Origin of the sequence: Antrihabitans spumae (genome assembly GCF_043944905.1) — a bacterium.
Taxonomy (GTDB): domain Bacteria; phylum Actinomycetota; class Actinomycetes; order Mycobacteriales; family Mycobacteriaceae; genus Antrihabitans; species Antrihabitans spumae.
This window is the reverse complement of record NZ_JBIMSN010000138.1, coordinates 46,544-66,461: the sequence shown is the minus strand read 5'-3', so window position 1 is coordinate 66,461 and position 19,918 is coordinate 46,544. Positions and strand designations below refer to the sequence as shown.

Below are 19,918 nucleotides of genomic sequence, written 5' to 3'. Positions count from 1 at the left end.
TTGGCCGTGGAGGTCAAGATCGGTATCTCGGATAGCCCGCGCGAGCTGGTTATCGCCAGCGAACAGACGCCGGCTGAGGTCGAGGCTGTGGTGACCGAGGCGCTCGCGGGTGGCAACAGCGGCGTCGTCGCACTGACCGACGAAAAGGGACGCAAGTACCTCGTCCAGGCCGCGAAGATCGCCTACGTGGAACTTGGACCGACCGTCGGTGCTCGGGTCGGATTCACGTCTCGCTAGTGAAGTTCGCTTCAGCCGTGTTGCAGCGGCACGTGCGATAGGCCGCCCCACGCGAGGGCGACCGTCGTCTCGACTGCATCTTCCTTGGGGATCGGGCGATCGGCGTCGAGCCAGTACCGAGCAGTCACCTGGCTTGCGCCGACCAGCCCGACCGCAAGAATGCGAGCGCGGTAGGGGTCCAACCCCGAATCATGGCTGACCAGATCGAAGACCGCGTCGACACAAGCCTCGGTTGCTTCCTCGACGCGACGCTGGACCTGCGGCTCACCCATCAGGTCGGATTCGTAGATCAGGCGAAAGCCCTGCTGTTCGTGGTCGACGAATTCGTAGAACGCTGCCACAGCGGCGCGGACGCGCTGCCGGTTGTCCGTCGTCGAACGCAGTGCCTGCCGAACCCCTGAGATCAGACTGTCGACATAACTCTGCAGCACGGCGCAATAGAGGTCGAGTTTGCTCGGGAAGTGTTGGTACAGAACCGGTTTGCTGACGCCGGCACATTCGGAAATCTCGTCCATGCCGGACGCGTGATAACCGCGCGTCACGAAGACCTCGCTCGCCGCAGCGAGCAACTGCTGGCGGCGCTCGATCTTGGGCAACCTGCTACCGCGTTTGGCCGGCGCACGACCCATCGACGACATCGGGTCGGCGATTTCGGTCATTTCGGTTCCCATCGTTTCGGACGTCTTGATTCTGGTCTGAATCGTCACGTGTGCAGTCTGTTTTGCTTGGGCACGGTTGTGTGCGCGCCTGATCTTGCAGGATACCGCGAAGTGGACGCGAAACATTCAGGGCTGTTTCGTCGGACAGAACTCGGCAACCGCAAGGGAGCGATGTCGGCGCACATTTTCACGGTGTGCGAACCCGGCGGGGCAATTCGCACCGCGACGGGACTGTGACATTCTGAAACAGTGACCGAGCAAGGCGGACCGCGGCTGCGTGGCTCCATGCCCAGTGGAGCCCGTTCTCCGTCCCCTTTCGAGGCGAAAGGCGGCGGCTACGGGCCTGCGCGGTCGCATCAACCGCTTCGCGCGCAATGGGATCCGACGACACGCGACGAAGGTCGCGCCCGTCAGCCACGACCGGAACGTCGAACCAAAAGGCAGAGTCGGATCGGGCGATTCGCAGCCAATTACGGCTGGCGCGCATATGCAATTCCAATTCTTCTCGCGGTGACCGCCTTCGTCGTCGTCGATGCTGTTCGGAGCGTGGATACCGCCTTAGCGGCAGACCCGGACCGCAATCCGGGTTTCGGCGAGCTGTCTCATGATTCCGACGGAACCGGCGTCGTCGGTGTGCCGCCGCGAGGAGACGGTTCGTTCGACCAGAATGTTCCGACCGGCGTTCTTCCACCCGGCGGTAACTTTTCGCCACAGGGAGCGGGCGAATGGCACGTCGTCGCAGGCACGACGCCTCAGATCGGCGCGGGGACGGAGCGGGTGTTCACCTACACGGTCGAGGTCGAGAACGGGGTGGACACCGCGAGTTACGGCGGTGATCAATCGTTCGCCGTCATGGTCGATCAGACCCTCGCCAATCCGAAGAGCTGGACTCAGGACCCACGTTTCGGATTTCGTCGGATCGACCAGGGAGAGCCCGACTTTCGGGTGTCGCTGACTTCGACGATGACGACACGCGACGTCTGTGGTTACGACATTCCGCTCGATACGTCGTGCAACAACCTCAACACCGACCGCGTTGTTCTCAACGAGGCCCGCTGGGTGCGGGGTGCGGTGTCCTACCAGGGCGACGTCGGCTCCTACCGCCAATATTTGATCAACCACGAGGTCGGTCATGCCATCGGCTACGAACAGCATCAGCCGTGCGAAACCGACGGTGGCTTGGCGCCGGTGATGATGCAACAGTCGTTCGGAACCGCCAACAACGACATCGCCACGCTCGACCCCGAAGGTGTAGTCCCGATGGACGGCAAGGTGTGTCGATTCAATCCCTGGCCCTACCCACGCGGCTGACGCGTTTTCGAGAGGGATGATGTTCGCGGGGGATGATTGCGAGCGACGGTGGTGTTGTAGCCGTTGAACTGTTTCGGATGTGAGGAGTGGACGTGGCGTCATTGCCCCCGCTGGTCGAGCCGGCCGCGGAACTGACCAGAGACGAAGTCGCGCGGTACAGCAGGCATCTGATCATTCCCGACCTCGGTGTCGACGGACAGAAGCGCCTCAAGAACGCGAAGGTGCTGGTCATCGGCGCGGGCGGGCTCGGATCGCCTGCACTGCTCTATCTGGCGGCAGCCGGTGTCGGCACGATCGGAATCGTCGAGTTCGACGAAGTCGATTCGTCCAACCTGCAGCGGCAGATCATCCACGGCGAGTCCGACATCGGTCGGCCGAAGGGGGAGAGTGCCCGCGACTCGATTCGTGAAGCGAACTCCTATGTGAACGTCCAGCTGCATCAGCTGCGGTTGGAGCCCGAGAACGCGATCGAGCTGTTCAAGCAGTACGACCTCATCCTCGACGGCACCGACAACTTCGCGACGCGCTATCTGGTGAACGACGCCGCCGTGCTCGCAGGCAAGCCGTACGTCTGGGGTTCGATCTACCGCTTCGAGGGTCAGGTGTCGGTCTTCTGGGAGGACGCACCGGACGGCTTGGGCCTGAACTACCGCGACCTCTATCCCGAAGCGCCGCCGCCGGGAATGGTGCCGTCGTGCGCCGAAGGTGGCGTGCTCGGCGTGCTCTGCGCGTCGATCGGATCGGTCATGGTCACCGAGGCGATCAAGCTGATCACCGGGATCGGGGATTCGCTACTCGGTCGGCTGATGGTCTACGACGCGCTCGACATGAACTATCGGACGATCAAGTTGCGCCGCGACCCCGCACGTACGCCGATCACGGAACTGATCGACTACGAGGCCTTCTGCGGCGTCGTGTCCGACGAAGGTCAGGCGGCTGCTGTCGGCTCGACCATCACAGCGCAGGAACTGCACGACATGCTCGAAGCGGGCAAGGACCTGGCGATCATCGACGTCCGCGAACCGGTCGAGTGGGACATCGTGCACCTTCCGGGTGCGACCTTGATCCCGAAGGATCGGATTCTGTCGGGCGATGCGCTCGCCGAACTGCCACAGAACAAGCCGATCGTGTTGCACTGCAAGACCGGAATTCGTTCTGCCGAAGCACTTGCCGCGCTGAAGGCGGCTGGTTTCTCCGACGCGACGCACCTGCAGGGCGGCGTCATTGCGTGGGCCCGCCAGGTCGATACCAGCCTGCCGGTCTACTGATGCCGCTCCGCGGCTCGTGAGTCCTTTCGGCGGTCCCGCACGCCGAAAAGACGCACGATCGCGCAGCGCCTCCCCGGTGCTGCGGGTTTGCGGCGGTAACCTGCGGTCGTGAGCACACCAGAACCCCCTGAACACGTGCGCTCGACCTTCGGTCTGCGCGAGGTGACTCCGGTAGCACTCGGCCCCGACTGGGACGGTGGCTGGCGCTGCGGTGACGTCGTGCTGTCTCCGGTCGCCGACCATGCGCGCGCCGCGTGGTCAGCCAAGGTGCGGGAGACGTTGACGGTCGAAGGCGTGCGTTTGGCGCGACCTGTTCGGGGTACCGACGGTCGGTACGTCGTTTCCGGCTGGCGTGCCGACACGTTCATCGAGGGCGCTCCAGAGCCACGCCACGACGAGGTCGTCTCGGTCGGGCTGCGGTTGCACGCCGCGACGGCGACGTTGGAGCGTCCGCGGTTTCTCGCACAGCCACCGGTGGCGCCGTGGGTCGACGTCGATGTATTCGTTGCTGCCGACCGCGCAGCGTGGGAAACCGTGCCGTTGCGCAGCATTCGTGGAGCGGGTCCGCCGCAGTCCACATCGCCCGACGGGCAACGCAGTATCGAGTTGATCGGGCAGCTGGCCAGTCTGCGGAAGCCTGTCGAAACACCGTCGCAGCTCGTGCACGGCGATCTGTTCGGCACTGTCCTGTTCGCGGGCAACGCGGCACCGGGTTTGGCCGACATCACGCCCTACTGGCGACCCGCACCCTGGGCAGCCGGGGTCGCGGTCGTCGACGCCATCTCGTGGGGCGGTGCCGACGACGGACTGCTCGCCCGCTGGGACGACCTACCGGAGTGGCCGCAGATGTTGTTGCGTGCCTTGGTATTCCGTCTCGCGGTCCATGCGTTGCATCCACGCTCGACGGCTGAGGCGTTTCCTGGCCTGGCCCGGACTGCGGAGCTGGTCAGGATGATGCTCTAACCGGCTGGCACGGACAGCTTTCCTGCCAGCCGCTGCAGATAGGCCACAACTTCTTCCTCCGATCGGTCCGGCATGCCGTACACCACATCCGTGACGCCGATCTGGGACCAGTGCGCGAGTTTCGCCGGGTCTGGTTTGCCGTCCAGGATGACGATACGAGGTGAGCCGCTGCGGCCGGCGTCGAACCACATCTGCTGAAGGCGAAGGACGCGATCGCTGATGTCCTCCTCGCGTGGTGTGCTGATCCAGCCGTCCGCGGACCGGATGATCCAGTTGAAGTTCTTGTCCGTTCCCGCTGCGCCGACCAGTACCGGAATCTTCGAGCGGGCGGGTTTCGGCCATGCCCAGCTCGGTCCGAACTTCACGAACTCGCCGTCGAAACTTGCCTCGTCCTGTGACCAGAGTGCGTGCATCGCTTCCAGATATTCGCGAAGGGCCGTTCGGCGTCGGCCCGCAGGCACGCCGTGGTCTGCGAGTTCGTCTGTGTTCCAGCCGAATCCAACGCCGAGTGTGACGCGACCGCCGGACAGATGGTCGAGCGAGGCGATCGTCTTGGCAAGGGTGATCGGGTCATGCTGGACGGGCAGCGCGACGGCGGTCGCCAGTTCGATGCGCTCGGTCACGGCAGCGGCCATCGCGAGTGAGACCCACGGATCGAGTGTGCGCATGTAGCGATCGTCGGGCAGGCTCGCGTCGCCTGTCAGTGGGTGCGCAGCGGTTCGCTTCACCGGGATATGGGTGTGCTCGGGGACGAAGAAAGATTCGAATCCGTTGGCCTCGACCGCGCGAGCGGCTGCTGCAGGTGTGATCCCACGGTCGCTGGTGAACAACACGATTCCGAATTTCATAACCGCACTCCTCCGGTCGGGCAGTGCGCTCAGTGTAGAACACGTTCTAGTTGTTGGGGTTGGGGAGTTACGACGAGTGGATGGCGTCGCTTTAATTGACTGGTCACTTTAATATTGCCGAATGCGAACCGTCGATCCAGAAGCGAACGAGTCACGTCGTCGCGCAATCCTCGACGCAGCGGCACGGTGCTTCGCAGCGGCAGGGTTTCGGGCCACGCGTACTGCCGAGATCTGTGCAGCGGCGGGTATGAGCGCGGGCAACATGTTTCACTACTTTCCGACCAAACATGCCGTCCTGTGTGCGCTCGTCGAGCGCGAAGGCGAGCAGGCCGACGTGTGGCTCGAGGAGTTGCGCAGCGCCGCCGACCCCTTCCTCGCGCTGACGGCGTTTCTCGCGACCATCTGCGAACTTGCCGCCGATCCGATGGTCGCGGGGTTGGCGCTCGAATCGTCCGCAATCGCACACCGGGACGAGGTCGTCGCGGAGTTGTTGCGTGCGAACGACGCTGCGCTGCGAGACGGCGTCGCAGATCTGGTTGCACGAGCGCGCGATGCTGGGCAGATCAGCGCGCCGATGTCTGCTGAATCGGCAGCGACCTGGATCGCGGCCCTCGTCGACGGCGTCTTTGCGAGACGTGCGGTCCAGCCCGAGTTCAGGCCGGCAGACGAAGCGCAGGCGTTGCTGACGATCGTCTCGCGCGTACTCGGCAGGACGGAAACCCGATGATCACGTCGGCTCCCGCCTCCACCGCGACCTCGTCGCGACTGATGAACGTCGACGCGTTGCGAGGATTCGCGCTGTTCGGAATCCTCGCCGTGAATATCTGCGTGTTCGCCGATGGCTACTACGGCAGCGGAGTCGCGAATCCCCAGTTCGACTCTTGGGTCGACCACACTGCGCGCTTCGTCGTGACCATGCTGTTCGAAACGAAGTTCTATCTGCTGTTCTCGTTCCTGTTCGGCTACAGCTTCACGCTGCAGCTGGCGTCGGCCGAGAGGGCAGGGCGCTCGTTCCGGCCACGTATGTTGCGGCGTCTCGGTGGCCTGTTCGTCATCGGTCTGCTGCACGGGGCACTGCTCTATCACGGCGAAATCCTCTCGACCTACGCCGTACTCGGATTGATCTTGCTTGCTGCGAGGCGCATCTCACCGCGGGCGGCGATCGTGGCAGCCGCATCGCTGATCGGCCTCGCAGGGGCACTCTGGATTGCGCTCGGTACGGCAGCGATCGCCTCGGGTGGCTCAGCGGATCCTGTTGCCGCAGCAGACAACGCGAGCCGCATGAGCGATGCCTACAACGGCAGCATCGGTACCGTCGTTGGCTACCACCTCGGCGAGTTGCCGGTTGCGATCGTTGCCATCATCGGCCTGCAGGGAGCGGGCGCGCTCGCCATGTTCCTGCTCGGGCTTGCAGCGGGCAAAGTCGAATTCTTCGCCGATGTCGACAGGTATCGAACCCTGCTGGCTCGCATCCTGCGCTTCGGACTGCCCATCGGACTCGGTGGCGCAGTGTTCTACGCCTACTCCGCGACGATGCGACCCGGAACCGGTTGGGAATGGCTGGGTTTCGGAATCAGCGAAGTCACGGGTCCGCTGTTGACGGCGTCCTACGTCGCGCTCGGTCTTGCCTTGTTTCGTACGAGTATCGGTGCGGCGGTGGTGCGTGGGTTCGCTCCAGCAGGCCGGATGGCGCTGAGCAACTACATCGGCCAATCGCTGGTCCTCGGAATTGTGTTCACTGCCTATGGATTTCGGCTGACCGCTGACGTGAGCCCACTGGGCACCATCGGGATAGCCGTGGTCGTCTTCGGTGCGCAACTCTGGCTGAGTCGATGGTGGCTGCGGTCGCACAGCTACGGTCCGGCGGAATGGGTGTTGCGTGCAATCACCATCGCCGGGCGGCCGGCGTGGCGGCGGTGACGCTGAGCGCCCATTCCTGAGGTTTTGGGACGGGATCCCGTTCCAAAAGTCATCGAGTGGTCTCTCAGCGTCACGGTAAAGCCAGACCCGGCTAGTCGGGATAGATCGCCAGCAATTCGTTGAAGAAGCAACGCGCCGACTGCGCGGCTCGCTCGGCGTCGCCGTCGATCACGGAGTGGACCAATGCGGCGTGCTCCTCGTGAAAAGACTCGCCGGACTTGGCTGTCCGCTGGCGGATGCCTTGTTCGATGACGCTGAGCAGTGAGTCGTAGAACTCGAGGTAGACGGCATTGTGGCTGGCGACGACGATTGCGCGGTGCAGTTGCACGTCTGCTTCGATCGCGCCGGGATGGGCGTCGTCCCACGATTTGCGGCGGGCGTCGAGCAACTGCAGCAGGTTGGCGATGTCGGCGTCGTCGCGGCGGCGGGCCGCCAATGCGGCTGCTGTGGTGTCGAGTGCCTGTCGCAAATCGAGAACATCGCGCTCGTGCGCGTCGGCGAAGTACTTGCCGAGTGTGCTTCCGAGGTCGGAGTTGGCGACGACGAAAGTGCCCGACCCCTGTCTGCGTTCGAGCATGCCGGCGTGCACAAGTGCTTGGACGGCTTCGCGGACGGTATTTCTGCCGACGCCTGCGAGCTCGGTCAGCTCGGGTTCGGTAGGAATCTTTGCGCCGACCGCCCACCGACCGTCGCGGATCTCGGTGCGCAGTAGGTCGGTGACCTGCGCGATCAGACTGGTGCGCTGAACAGGCTGCATGTGAAGGAGGATACAGCTATTTGCTCATGTCATCCGGTCATCCTATGATTTGACGATGACCGTGACCGCCGAACCCGAACGCGTGCTGTCCCAACGAGTCGCCACCCGGCGCGGCCTTGTCGAACGACGCATTCTGGTATTCGTCGCAATCTTGATCTCTGCACTCACGTTGCGTGTCGCTGTCACAGCATTCACCCCGCTCGCGCTGCGAATCAGCGACGAGATCGGGTTCTCGCATTCCATCGTCGGCATCTTCGGCATGGTCCCGCCTGCGATGTTCGCGGTGTTCGGCCTGCTCACGCCGACAATTGCGCGGCGTCTCGGACTCGAGCGCACCGCCCTTCTCGCCATGGCGATGGCCGGTTTCGGAATGCTGGCGCGCGCTGTGGTTTCCGATGTGTGGTCGCTGCTGTTTCTGTCGGCGCTCGCGCTCGGCGGCATGGGAATCGGAAACGTCGTCGTCCCGCCGCTGGTCAAGCGCTACTTCTCGGACCGGCTCGCGGTGATGAGCACGATTTACATCACGATGGTTCAGCTCGGCACCGTCGCGCCTGCACTGGTCGCAGTTCCGGTGGCCGAAGCGAACGGGTGGCGCATCTCGATAGGTATGTGGGCGCTGCTCGGCCTCACCGCGATGTTGCCGTGGCTGCTGATCTTGCGTAACCGCCGCGACGACGGACTCGAGCACGTCACCAAGGCGGCCGAGCCACGCGGCAAGATCTGGCGTTCGCCGGTCGCATGGGGTCTGGCCGGCATGTTCGGCGTGACCTCGCTGATCACCTACACGATGTTCACCTGGATTCCCGCGATCCTCACCGACGCGGGTGCGAGTGCAGCGTTCGGCGGCAGCATGGTCGGGCTGTTCGCATTGATCGGTCTGGTGTCGGCGTTCGGCGCGCCGACGCTCGTCGCGCGCGTGAGCAATCCGTTCCCCGTGGTCGTCGGATGCGCGGTCGCCTACCTGATCGCGTTCACGGGGTTGTTGATCGCACCGATGTCCGCGCCGATCGTGTGGGTTCTGATCCTCGGACTCGGCCCGAGCACGTTCCCGATGGCATTGACGCTGATCAACCTGCGCACCCGCACACAGATCGGTTCCGCGTCGCTGTCGGGCTTCACACAGGGGCTCGGATACGCGATTGCCTGCCTCGGACCGCTGCTGTTCGGCGTGCTGCACGACGCCACGTCGGACTGGGTCGTTCCGTTCGCCTTCCTGACCGTCGCTGTTGTGATCGTCGTCATAGCAGGGTGGTTCGCATGCAAACCGAGGATGCTGGAAGACACTTGGTGACGCGTCGCGCGACTAGTTGAAACGGGCGCGAAATGTGTTGGTAACCCTCACCGAGCAAAGTCCGAGAAGGTGAGCAGCAGTTGACGCCGAGGACATTTCGCGCAGCAAGTCGGCAATAGGAGTTCCATACCGTTGTGTCACCTAATAAATCAGGAGGCCTCGGTGGCAACAACGTCACGCAAGCACTGGATCGACGACTGGGATTCCGAAGACGTCGCCGCGTGGGAAGCCGGCGGCAAGAAGGTAGCCAAGCGGAACCTGATCTGGTCGATCTTCGCAGAGCACGTCGGCTTCTCGGTGTGGTCGATCTGGTCGGTGATGGTTCTCTTCATGCCGCAGAACGTCTATCACATAGACCCCGCCGGCAAGTTCTTTCTTGTCGCGGTACCGACGCTGGTCGGGTCGTTGCTTCGCATTCCGTACACCGTTGCGACCGCGAAATTCGGTGGCCGTAACTGGACCATCTTCAGCGCCCTCGCGCTGCTGATTCCGACTCTGCTGACGCTGTACTTCATCCAGCACCCGGAAACGTCGTACACGACCTACCTCGTCGTGGCTGCGTTCGCAGGCTTCGGTGGAGGCAACTTCGCGTCGTCGATGACGAACATCAATGCCTTCTATCCACAGCGGCTCAAAGGTTGGGCGCTCGGTCTCAATGCTGGTGGCGGCAACATCGGTGTCCCGGCCATGCAGATCATCGGATTGATCGTCATCGCGACCCTCGGCAACACCGCACCGGAGTTGGTCTGCGCGATCTACCTGGTGCTGTGTGGTCTCGCGGCTGTCGGTGCGGCGCTGTTCATGGACAACCTCGGCAATCAGCAGGCCAACCTCGGCTACATGAAGAAGATCCTGAAGTTTTCCGATTCCTGGACGATGAGCTTCCTTTACATCGGTACGTTCGGATCGTTCATCGGCTTCAGCTTCGCCTTCGGCCAGGTTCTCAACATCAACTACCTCGCTGCAGGTCAGACGATCCCGCAGGCAGCCTTGCACGCGGCGCAGATCGCCTGGATCGGTCCGCTGCTCGGCTCGATCTTCCGTCCGCTCGGCGGCAAACTCGCCGACCGTATCGGTGGCGGCAAGATCACGCTGTACACCTTCGTCGCGATGATGGTTGCCGCCGGAGTGCTCGTCACCGCTGGTGTTCTCGACGACAACGACGGCCGCAAGGGCGCCAGCGGCGGCATCATGCTCACCTACGTTCTCGCGTTCATCGCACTGTTCATCCTGTCCGGCATCGGCAACGGGTCGACCTACAAGATGATCCCGTCGATCTTCGAGGCCAAGTCGAAGAGCGTCGAGGGCTCCCGGGTCGAGCAGCAGGCATGGTCGCGAAACATGGCAGGTGCACTGATCGGCTTCGCAGGGGCGGTAGGTGCACTCGGAGGCGTGTTCATCAACCTGGTGCTCCGTGCCTCCTACCAGGGTGAAGCGAAGTCCGCGACCAACGCGTTCTGGGTCTTCCTCGCCTTCTACATCGCATGCGCACTCGTCACCTGGGCAGTGTTCCTGCGGCGGCCGTCGAACAAGGCACACGACCGAACCCCCGCAGCCGCGTCGGTAGACGACTCCGGCGACGAGAAGGTGTCCGTCTCGGTTTGACCGGCTTCCCGCGTCGCATCCGCACTGGACGCGAAGCGGGACCAGACCGGTTTCTCGGCACCACACATCACCCCGACGCACCGAATATCCACCTGCGTCGGCAGAAAGGACGAGCAAGCGATGACCGCGAACACAGTGACCGCCAAGACGGTGGCCCTCATCGGCCACGGCATGGTCGGACACCGCTTTGTCGAGGCCCTGCGAGCCAGGGACGACGCAGGCGCATGGAAGGTCACGGTCCTGTGCGAGGAGCCGTTGCCCGCCTACGACCGGGTCGGCCTGTCTTCCTACGTCGGCGCGTGGGACCCGAAGGAACTGGCGCTGGGCGGCAACGAATACACCGGTGACGAGTCGGTCGATCTGCGGATCGGGGAGGGCGCACAGTCGATCGACCGACAGGCACGCAAGATCACGACGACCTCGGGTGAAGTGCTCGGCTACGACGCACTTGTGCTTGCCACGGGCTCGTACCCGTTCGTGCCGCCGATTCCCGGTCACGACCTGTCCAAATGCTTCGTCTACCGCACGCTCGCCGACCTCGACGGCATCCGCGCAGTTGCAGAGGCTGCACAGCCCGGTGCGGTCGGTGTCGTGGTCGGCGGTGGTCTGCTCGGCCTCGAAGCGGCGAACGCGTTGAAGCTTCTCGGTATGACGCCGCACGTCGTCGAGTTCGCACCGCGTCTGATGCCGTTGCAGGTCGACGAGGGTGGCGGAGCGATCCTCGAAAAGCTGGTGACCAAGCTGGGTCTCACAGTCCACACGGGCGTCGGTACCTCGGCAATCGCCGAGGGACCAGACGGGCTGCGGGTGGAACTGTCGGACGGTTCGGTGATCGACGCTGCGCTGCTTGTGTTTTCGGCCGGCGTTCGCCCGCAGGACCAACTTGCCCGCGACGGTGGCCTCGAGGTCGGTCCGCGTGGTGGCATCATCACCGACCTCGGCTGCCGGACGTCGGATCCGGCGATCTACGCGATCGGCGAATGTGCTGCCGTCGAGGGAACCTGTTACGGCCTCGTGGCTCCCGGCTACACGACCGCGGAGATCGTCGCCGACCGATTGCTCGGCGGCGCAGCCGAATTCCCTGGCGCCGACTTGTCGACAAAGCTCAAGTTGCTCGGCGTCGACGTTGCCAGTTTCGGTGACGCACACGCGGCGACCGAAGGTGCGCTCGAAGTCGTCCTGAACGATGCGGCCAAAGGTACGTACGCGAAACTCGTCGTCTCCGACGATGCGAAGACGTTGCTCGGCGGCATTCTGATCGGCGACGCGTCCGCCTATGCCACACTGCGTCCGCTCGTCGGTCGAGAGCTGCCGGGGGATCCTGCCGCGCTGATCTCACCGACCGGTGAGAAGGTCGGTGCTGCAGCACTACCCGACGACGCCGAGGTCTGCTCGTGCAACGGTGTGACCAAGGGCTCGATCTGCGGAGCCATCGCGAGTGGCGCCTGCGACATCGCGGCGGTCAAGGGCTGCACCAACGCTGGAACCACCTGCGGCGGTTGCCTTCCGACGATCAAGCAACTGCTCGCATCGTCCGGTGTCGTCATGTCGAAGGCACTGTGCGAACACTTCGAACAGTCGCGAGCCGAACTCTTCGAGATCGTCCGTGCTACCGAGACCCGCACGTTCTCTTCGCTCATTGCGAAGTACGGCAGGGGAGCCGGCTGCGACATCTGCAAACCCGTTGTCGCCTCGATCCTCGCATCGACCGATTCCGACCACATCCTGCATCGCAATCAGGCAGGTCTGCAGGACACCAACGACCACTTCCTCGCCAACATCCAGAAGAACGGCACCTATTCGGTGGTGCCGCGGATGCCTGGTGGGGAGTGCACAGCAGAGCAGTTGATCGTGATCGGTGAGGTCGCGCGCGACTTCGGTCTGTACACGAAGGTGACCGGCGGGCAGCGCATCGATCTCTTCGGCGCCCGTGTCGACCAGCTGCCCGCGATCTGGAAGCGTCTCGTCGACGCCGGAATGGAGTCGGGGCAGGCGTACGGCAAGTCGCTGCGGACCGTCAAGAGCTGCGTCGGGTCGACCTGGTGCCGTTACGGCGTGCAGGACTCCGTCGGTATGGCTGTCGACCTGGAGAACCGGTACCGCGGTCTGCGGTCGCCGCACAAGCTGAAGTTCGGCGTCTCGGGCTGTGCACGCGAGTGCGCCGAGGCACGCGGCAAGGACGTCGGTGTCATCGCGACCGAGAACGGGTGGAACCTCTACGTCGGCGGCAACGGCGGGCAGACACCTAAGCACGCGCAACTGCTTGCCGGCGGACTGGACGACGCCACTTTGGTGAGTTACATCGATCGCTACCTGATGTTCTACATCCGGACCGCGGACCGGCTGCAACGCACAGCGCCGTGGCTCGAAGCGCTCGAAGGAGGGCTCGACCACCTCAAAGCCGTCGTGTGTGACGACAGTCTCGGCATCGCCGCGGAATTGGAAGCAGCGATGAGCAAACACGTCGAAGGCTACCGAGACGAATGGGCAGGGGTACTCGACGATCCCGAAAAGCTCTCGCGCTTCGTCTCTTTCGTGAACGCGCCCGAAGAAGCCGATCCGACGATCGCGTTCGACGAGAGCGGTGTCCGAAAGGTGCCGGTGTTGATGGGTATGCCGAAGCTGCCAGAGGTGTGAGCGCCTTACGTCCAGGGCATCGGCCCTTAACGTCGAAGTAACACCGCAACCGTAGAAATGACTCCAGGAGGAGTACCAGCCATGACCTCGGTAGACACAAAGCTTCCAACCATGAGTGAAACCCGGCGAAATACCGTCAGCGACGGTCGCCTCGAATGGACTTCGGCGTGCCCGCTGCGGCAGCTGATACCCGGGCTCGGCGTTGCCGTACTGCTCCGCGGTGGCGAGCAGGTCGCGGTGTTTCTGCTCGACGACGGCAACCTCTACGCCGTCGGCAACATCGATCCGTTCGGTCGGGCAGCGGTTATGTCCCGTGGTTTGGTCGGCGACCGCGGTGGCGAACCGACCGTGGCATCACCGCTGCTCAAGCAGGTCTTCTCACTCGTCGACGGTCGTTGCCTCGACGACGATGCGGTTCGGCTACCGGTCTACGACGTGCGAGTCTGGGGTGGCATGGTGCAGGTCCACAGCATCGTCGAACGCGAAGAATGCCCGAGCCCGTGAGCGAGGCAGGCCGGCCAGGGGCTGACAGCACGGAACCGTTGAAAGGCTTCACCATCGGGGTGACAGCCGCACGCCGGGCCGACGAGTTCGCGACGTTGCTGACCAGACGCGGTGCAAACGTGCTGCACGCACCCGCGATCAGGATCATTCCGCTTTCCGACGACACCGAGCTCGAGCGGGTGACGCGCGAAATCGTCGCGGACCCGCCGGACATCAGTGTCGCGACAACGGGTATCGGCTTCCGCGGCTGGGTGGAGGCAGCGGACGGCTGGGGTCTGGCGGAAGAGTTGACCGCAGCCCTTCGAACGACTCGAATGCTCGCTCGCGGCCCGAAGGCCAAGGGTGCGATACGTGCTGCCGATCTACGTGAAGAATGGTCGCCCGCATCGGAGTCCTCGGCCGAGGTGCTCGATCATCTGCTTGCCGAGGGTGTCGAAGGGGTGCGGATCGCAGTCCAATTGCACGGTGCGACAACGGAATGGGAGCCCATCCCCGACTTCTGCGAGGTCTTGCGATGTGCAGGTGCCGAGGTGATAGCGGTGCCCGTCTATCGGTGGACCCCACCTGCCGATCAGACCGCGATGGACCGCATGATCGATCTGACGATCTCGGGTGGCCTCGACTGCGTCAGCTTCACCAGCGCTCCGGCTGTTGCGTCGATGTTGATGCGCGCCAAGGAAACGGGCCACATCGAGCCGTTGCTCTACGCGCTGCGAGGGCGCGTACTGGCAGCGTGCGTCGGACCCATCACGGCGGCGCCACTCGAGGAACTCAGCGTTGCTACGTCGATGCCGGGACGTGCGCGGCTCGGTGCGCTCGCACGACACATTGCGGACGAATTGCCAAGGCGTGCAAACAGAATTCACGCCGATGGGCACAACCTCAGCGTCCGTGGGTCGTGTGTCGTCGTCGACGGTGAGGTGAAGCAGTTGCCACCCGCGTCGATGGCCCTGATGCGCGCGCTCGCGAGGCAGCCGGGCCGGGTCGTGTCGCGCGAGAATCTGCTTGCGGCACTACCTGGTTGCGGCGACGACACCCATGCCGTCGAGACCGCTATCGCACGGTTGCGGTCCTCGCTCGGCACACCGAAGGCGATCCAGACGGTCGTCAAGCGCGGGTACCGACTTGCGCTCGATCCGGCCGAATGTGTCGACAACGCAGGAGACCGACCATGACCCGCGAACACGGCGAAACAGATTCCGGCGTAGCCGATCCCGCTATGGTTCTCGTCGCACACGGAACTCGCAACCCGCGTGGCGTCGAGATGATTGCCGCTCTCGCAGAGGCTGTTTCGGAACGCGTAGCGACGGTGCGGGTTGCCTTCGTCGACGTTCTCGGCCCATCGCCATCGGAGGTATTGGCGTCGATGGACGGCGAAGCCGTTGTGGTACCTGCATTTCTGGCCTCGGGATATCACGTCCATACCGACGTTCCACGAGAGGTCGCAGGTTTCGACGGTGTCGAGGTGACCTCGGCAATGGGCCCCGATCCGGCCTTGGCGCGGGTTCTCGCACTGCGGCTTCGTGAAGCAGGGTGGCAACCGGGTGACGCGGTTGTGCTTGCAGCGGCGGGGTCGTCGGATGCGCGTGCGCTGCACGACGTTCGGCGTGCGGCGGGGCTGCTTGCCGATCGAGTCGGTAGCCGCGTGTCTATCGGATACGTTGCGACCGGTGAGCCACGGGTAGCAGACGTCGTGACGCAGTTGCGGGCGGCGGGGGAGCAGCGTGTGTTCGTGGCGTCGTATCTGTTGGCGCATGGACTGTTTCACGAGCGACTCGCTCACGCGGGAGCGGATGGCGTGGCTGCGCCGCTGGGCTTGCACACTGAGATCGTGGATCTGCTCGTGTCGCGCTATCACGCGGGTGCGAGCCGACTCGCTCGCGTACGGGCTGCGTGAAGTGAACCGGAACTCCCCGCTCACCGTTGTCTTTACCGGTGAGGTTTCGAAAATTCACACCTATGGTGGGAATTTCGCACTCCCATGAACGGCGTCTGCCTCTTATGCTCGTCACGGGCACTCAACAAGAGTGCGTGAAACTAGAACCGAGGCAGGGCGATGACCGACGATCCGCTAGACCTTTCCAAGCAAGGCGGCCAGCCGTACCAGGCGCCCCCGCAGTACGGCCAGGCGCCACCGCCGCAGTACGGCCAGGCTCCTCAGTACGGCCAGGCACCCCAGTACGGCCAGGCTCCTCAGTACGGTCAGGCTCCGCAGTACGGTCAGCCGGGTCCCGCCGGTTACCAGGCTCCCGTGTCCGCGAGCGACGCGAAGATGTGGGCGCTCTTCGCCCACCTCGGCGGCATCTTCTTCGGCTTCATTCCGCCGTTGGTCATCTTCTTGATGTACAAGGACCGTGACCCGTTCGTACGTGGACATTCGGTGCAGGCACTGAACTTCCAGATCTTGCTGATGATCGTGTACTTCGTGTCCTTCATCCTGATGATCATCCTCATCGGCTTCCTGACGTTCTTTGCCGCGTGGATCGCAGCGATCGTCTTCGGAATCATGGGATCGATCGCCGCCAACAGGGGTGAGCCGTACAAGTACCCGGTCAACGTGAGTTTCGTGAAGTAGACATCTCGCAGTAGCGAAAGGCCCTTGGTTGTCGATCACCAGGGGCCTTTTGCGTTGTCATGGAAAAAGGATCAGCTCGATCAGATCGCCGTCTGCTGCCGCCGGTGGAACTATCGCGAGGCCGTCGCGACCGACGAGACCGGCCAGATGTGCTGTCCTGGTAGCAACATCGGCTGTCCACGTGCCGTCCGGCGTGCGGGTGACGGGGACGATTCTGGTGACCGGGCCACTGCAGGCGGATGCATTGGCGAGGGAGCCGACGATCGGTGGCCGTGCTGTTCGTGCGGTCAAGCCATCGACGATCGCGGGCGCGGTGACAAGCAATGTCGAGATCGCGGCGAACGGATTGCCTGGCAAGCCGAGAACGGTACGGCCGTCGACCAATTCGGCGGTCAGCTGCGATCCGCCAGGGCGACACCGGACTCGCTCGACGAGTATTTTGGCCCCCGCTCGATCGAGCGCGGCCCGCAGTTGATCGGCGGCACCACCGCCTGTGGCGCCGACGATGACGATGAGGTCGCAGTCGATTGCCGAGGCGAACAGGGTGTCGAAGCCGTCCGCTGTGTCGCGAAGGTGTGTCGCGCCGGCAGCGTCGATGCCACACCATGCCAGGAAATGCGATACGACCGGACCGACGGAGTCGCGGGTCTGTCCTTGTCGCAGTGGACCTTCGCTGCGAATTTCGTCTCCGGTGACGACGACGTGCGCTCGCACCGGTCCACGAACGAGGGCCTCGAATATCTCGCCGCTCGCTGCCGCGGATGCCACCATCGGAGTCACCGCTGCGCCCGCGGGGAGCAGTTCGTGACCCGTCGGCCAGTCTTCACCGGCACGTCGAATGTCTTCTCGGACAGGGGTTTGCGGTCGACGCGTAAGTTCGCCACCGGTCACGTCTGCGAATTCGTCGCGGAGAACGGCAGTCGATCCATCGGGCAGGTGGGCGCCGGTCGCGATGCGGACCGCCTCCCCGGGTTGTAGCAACGCCGGTCGTTCCCCGCCCGCGTAGCCGACCTCGGCGCGCAGTTGCCACGGTCCAGGCCCGGCTACGGCGTAGCCGTCCATCGCCGAGATGTCGAAGCGCGGCAACGCCACTGCGCTTCGCACCGGTTCGGCGAGGGTGGCTCCGATGGCGTCGCGTAACTGTCTTCGCCGAGATGGCAAGGCAGACAACTCGTTACGAAGCAGCGCCCGCGCAACGGTCAGCTCGAGGGCGGTGCCAGGTGTGACAGACGCCCGTGCCCGCGCGATATCGGACTCGGTGTCGCAATCCGAAATACCCTGCAGCGCAATGGTACCCATGCGGCTAGGGAGGAGCGCCTTCATTGCGAGATTGTCGAGAGATCCCAGCGAGCGCACGCGTTCGTCGAGATAGTCGCGACGCCAGGCGCCGACGAGATACTGCGAGCGACCCGACTCGTCGACCGCGAACACCGCATCGGTCCCGGTTCGCCGGCACTCCTCGGCGACAGCCGCAATTGCCTCGGCCCCGATGAACGGTATGTCGGCAGCGACGACGACGATCAGGTCAGCGCCTTCGTCGAGCACACGAAGGGCAGCGCCGATCGCGGCGACCGGGCCACCTCCACGTGGAACCTCTTGCGTCTGAACAATATTCGCGGCCATGTCGGCGCGGTGTGGTCCGACGACAACTATGCGATCACAGGCCGCAACCGCCTCGAGTGCCGCATCGAGCATCGTGCGGCCGCCGATCTCGATTGCCGGTTTGTCGACACCGCCCATTCGACTCGCGCGACCTCCCGCGAGGATGACGGCGTCGGCGTGCATGTGCGCAATGCTGTCACACGTACGCATGCGGTCACTGGGGTAGTGGCAGGTTCTGCAGCCGGACCTGACCTCGGGCGATGGCCTTGCCCGTACATGTCTCGGTGACTGTGACCAGCCACAACTGTTGCGTCCTACCCTGCTGGAGCGGCTCGGCGACGACGTCGACGCGGCCGGATTTTGTGGCGCGAATGAAGTCGGTTGCATTGTGCACGCCCACCGCGAAGTGTTTGCGCTCGGCGACGGCGAGACTCGCTCCGAGGCTCGCAGCCGTCTCCACCGCAGTTGTATACACGCCGCCGTGCACAACGCCCCACGGAGTGTGATGGTTGGTGTCGAGGTCGATGTGCCCCACAACACGCGTTCCTGTCGCTTCGGTGATGTCGAGGCCCGATGCCTTGACGAAGGTACTGAATTCGGTCGGATCCATGGTTTCCATACGCCGATGCTAACTGTTGTTTCAGAAGTTAGCTAGGATGGACCTATGGAGTGGTTGGAAACGAGTACCGCGAACTGTTCCGTGCAGCGAACACTCGACGTCATCGGAGAGAAATGGACGCTGCTCGTTCTGCGTGAAGCCTTCAACGGCGTCAGACGCTTCGACGACATGCGCCGACACATCGGGGTATCCGAGCCGATTCTCGCGGACAGGCTACGCACCCTCGTCGCGGTCGGAGTGCTGCGCACCGAGCCCTACCAGGTCGCAGGCATGCGCGCGCGCAAGCAGTACCGACTCACCGAGAAGGGCCTCGACCTGTTTCCCGTGCTGATCTCGTTGTTGCAGTGGGGCGATCGGTACTGCGCCGACGACGATGGACCTGCCCTGATCGTGACCGAACGGGCGACAGGATCGGCCGTCGAGGCGGTCGTCACGCCGGTCGGGTCCACCCGCGCGCTGACCGCCCACGACACGGTCGCCTCGATCGGTCCGGGTGCTCGGCCCGCTCGGTCGGGTTGAAATCAGAGCTTGATTTAGGAATAGAACTGTCCGCAATTGCTCGTAATGTTTTTCCTATGACGAACATGACGCTCACGACCGAACGCACCGACCTGCTGGCAATGCTCGCCGACCAGCGCAACCTGTTCCGCATCGCGGTGAGCGGGATCAGCGACGACAACGCGCGCCGGCGCACGACCGCAAGCGAACTCACCCTCGGCGGTCTGCTTCGACACGTGTCGAACTGCGAAAAGCACTGGGTGCGTGTGATTGTCGAGCGCGACGAAACCGCCGAGATCGATCTGGCCGCGATCGGTGACGAGTATTCGATGGGGGCCGACGTCACCGTCGAAGGGCTGCTTTCCGAGTGGGAGGCAATAGTCGCCCGGACCGAGGCGATCATCGGTTCGGTACCGAACCTCGACGACCTGGTCCCCTTGCCGACCGCTCCGTGGAGTCCCGAACGGGAATGGTGGACCGTACGCCGGATCGTGTTGCACATCTTCCGGGAGATCGCCCACCACAGCGGTCATGCCGACATCATCCGTGAATCCCTCGACGGCGCCAACACGACCTACAAGCGGGCAGGCATCGACTCCGACGACGTCGCAGGCTGGGCGTGAA

20 protein-coding genes are annotated in these 19,918 nt (G+C 63.9%); 15 read left to right on the top strand and 5 right to left on the bottom strand.

Translation table 11 applies throughout. The features are described 5' to 3' along the window. The first annotated feature begins 6 nt into the window (after window positions 1-6). Window positions 7-237, top strand: a complete 231-nt coding sequence (locus tag ACHIRB_RS26970; protein ID WP_199703056.1) for a DUF3107 domain-containing protein — start codon at window positions 7-9, stop codon at window positions 235-237. 11 nt (window positions 238-248) lie between these two features. Here the strand turns inward: ACHIRB_RS26970 and ACHIRB_RS26965 are convergent, their stop codons facing one another. After that, window positions 249-896, bottom strand: a complete 648-nt coding sequence (locus ACHIRB_RS26965) for a TetR/AcrR family transcriptional regulator (RefSeq protein WP_395117159.1) — start codon at window positions 894-896, stop codon at window positions 249-251. A 249-nt stretch (window positions 897-1,145) separates the two neighbouring features. Here ACHIRB_RS26965 and ACHIRB_RS26960 point away from each other — a divergent pair, with 249 nt between their 5' ends. The 3 genes from ACHIRB_RS26960 (at window position 1,146) to ACHIRB_RS26950 (ending at window position 4,438) form a co-directional block, all read left to right on the top strand. Beyond that, entirely contained in the window at window positions 1,146-2,207 is a 1,062-nt protein-coding gene (locus ACHIRB_RS26960) for a DUF3152 domain-containing protein (protein ID WP_395117096.1), read from the top strand. Between the two features lie 92 nt (window positions 2,208-2,299). Next, window positions 2,300-3,475 (top strand): adenylyltransferase/sulfurtransferase MoeZ, encoded by a 1,176-nt coding sequence (gene moeZ, locus ACHIRB_RS26955; RefSeq protein ID WP_395117098.1) that lies wholly within the window; start codon window positions 2,300-2,302, stop codon window positions 3,473-3,475. Between the two features lie 108 nt (window positions 3,476-3,583). After that, the gene (locus ACHIRB_RS26950) at window positions 3,584-4,438 is read left to right on the top strand and encodes a TIGR02569 family protein (protein ID WP_395123195.1); all 855 of its coding nucleotides are present in this window, start codon (window positions 3,584-3,586) and stop codon (window positions 4,436-4,438) included. Here ACHIRB_RS26950 and ACHIRB_RS26945 read toward each other — a convergent pair. Beyond that, window positions 4,435-5,286 (bottom strand): LLM class F420-dependent oxidoreductase, encoded by an 852-nt coding sequence (locus ACHIRB_RS26945; RefSeq protein WP_395117102.1) that lies wholly within the window; start codon window positions 5,284-5,286, stop codon window positions 4,435-4,437. The two genes, ACHIRB_RS26950 and ACHIRB_RS26945, sit on opposite strands and share 4 nt — an antisense overlap. A 121-nt stretch (window positions 5,287-5,407) precedes the next feature. Between ACHIRB_RS26945 and ACHIRB_RS26940 the strand changes: the two genes are divergently transcribed. Beyond that, window positions 5,408-6,013, top strand: coding sequence for a TetR/AcrR family transcriptional regulator (locus ACHIRB_RS26940; RefSeq protein WP_395123196.1), 606 nt, complete (start codon window positions 5,408-5,410; stop codon window positions 6,011-6,013). Then, window positions 6,010-7,206, top strand: coding sequence for a DUF418 domain-containing protein (locus tag ACHIRB_RS26935; protein WP_395123197.1), 1,197 nt, complete (start codon window positions 6,010-6,012; stop codon window positions 7,204-7,206). The genes ACHIRB_RS26940 and ACHIRB_RS26935 overlap by 4 nt, the downstream gene beginning before the upstream one ends. Before the next feature lie 91 nt (window positions 7,207-7,297). On the opposite strand, the gene ACHIRB_RS26930 is transcribed toward ACHIRB_RS26935, so the two are convergent. Further along, complete coding sequence (locus ACHIRB_RS26930; protein ID WP_395123198.1) at window positions 7,298-7,963, bottom strand: FadR/GntR family transcriptional regulator; 666 nt, start codon at window positions 7,961-7,963, stop codon at window positions 7,298-7,300. Between the two features lie 55 nt (window positions 7,964-8,018). Here ACHIRB_RS26930 and ACHIRB_RS26925 point away from each other — a divergent pair, with 55 nt between their 5' ends. From ACHIRB_RS26925 to ACHIRB_RS26895, 7 genes are all read left to right on the top strand, one after another. Next, window positions 8,019-9,254 (top strand): MFS transporter, encoded by a 1,236-nt coding sequence (locus ACHIRB_RS26925; protein ID WP_395117106.1) that lies wholly within the window; start codon window positions 8,019-8,021, stop codon window positions 9,252-9,254. Between the two features lie 162 nt (window positions 9,255-9,416). Next, window positions 9,417-10,859 carry a nitrate/nitrite transporter gene (locus ACHIRB_RS26920; RefSeq protein WP_307829516.1) on the top strand — a complete coding sequence of 481 codons (1,443 nt, stop codon included), beginning with the start codon at window positions 9,417-9,419 and terminating at the stop codon, window positions 10,857-10,859. 120 nt (window positions 10,860-10,979) lie between these two features. Beyond that, a complete protein-coding gene (nirB, locus tag ACHIRB_RS26915) occupies window positions 10,980-13,496 on the top strand; it encodes a nitrite reductase large subunit NirB (protein ID WP_395117108.1) in 2,517 nt (838 codons plus the stop codon). Window positions 13,497-13,607: 111 nt separating this feature from the next. Further along, window positions 13,608-14,000: a nitrite reductase small subunit NirD gene (nirD, locus tag ACHIRB_RS26910; protein ID WP_233528794.1), complete on the top strand. Its 393-nt coding sequence runs from the start codon at window positions 13,608-13,610 to the stop codon at window positions 13,998-14,000. Then, window positions 13,985-15,175: a uroporphyrinogen-III synthase gene (locus tag ACHIRB_RS26905; protein WP_199703047.1), complete on the top strand. Its 1,191-nt coding sequence runs from the start codon at window positions 13,985-13,987 to the stop codon at window positions 15,173-15,175. Before nirD ends, ACHIRB_RS26905 begins: the two co-directional genes overlap by 16 nt. Next, window positions 15,172-15,897, top strand: coding sequence for a sirohydrochlorin chelatase (locus ACHIRB_RS26900; protein ID WP_199703046.1), 726 nt, complete (start codon window positions 15,172-15,174; stop codon window positions 15,895-15,897). Before ACHIRB_RS26905 ends, ACHIRB_RS26900 begins: the two co-directional genes overlap by 4 nt. 159 nt (window positions 15,898-16,056) lie before the next feature. Continuing rightward, window positions 16,057-16,575 carry a DUF4870 domain-containing protein gene (locus ACHIRB_RS26895; RefSeq protein ID WP_199703045.1) on the top strand — a complete coding sequence of 173 codons (519 nt, stop codon included), beginning with the start codon at window positions 16,057-16,059 and terminating at the stop codon, window positions 16,573-16,575. Between the two features lie 57 nt (window positions 16,576-16,632). Here ACHIRB_RS26895 and ACHIRB_RS26890 read toward each other — a convergent pair whose 3' ends face one another. Next, window positions 16,633-18,360: an NTP transferase domain-containing protein gene (locus tag ACHIRB_RS26890; RefSeq protein ID WP_395117111.1), complete on the bottom strand. Its 1,728-nt coding sequence runs from the start codon at window positions 18,358-18,360 to the stop codon at window positions 16,633-16,635. Window positions 18,361-18,391: 31 nt separating this feature from the next. Then, window positions 18,392-18,787 carry a PaaI family thioesterase gene (locus tag ACHIRB_RS26885; RefSeq protein ID WP_395117161.1) on the bottom strand — a complete coding sequence of 132 codons (396 nt, stop codon included), beginning with the start codon at window positions 18,785-18,787 and terminating at the stop codon, window positions 18,392-18,394. 54 nt (window positions 18,788-18,841) lie between these two features. Between ACHIRB_RS26885 and ACHIRB_RS26880 the strand changes: the two genes are divergently transcribed. Beyond that, window positions 18,842-19,315 carry a winged helix-turn-helix transcriptional regulator gene (locus ACHIRB_RS26880; protein WP_395117113.1) on the top strand — a complete coding sequence of 158 codons (474 nt, stop codon included), beginning with the start codon at window positions 18,842-18,844 and terminating at the stop codon, window positions 19,313-19,315. Between the two features lie 65 nt (window positions 19,316-19,380). Beyond that, window positions 19,381-19,917, top strand: a complete 537-nt coding sequence (locus ACHIRB_RS26875) for a DinB family protein (protein WP_395117163.1) — start codon at window positions 19,381-19,383, stop codon at window positions 19,915-19,917. Window position 19,918 lies beyond the last annotated feature (1 nt).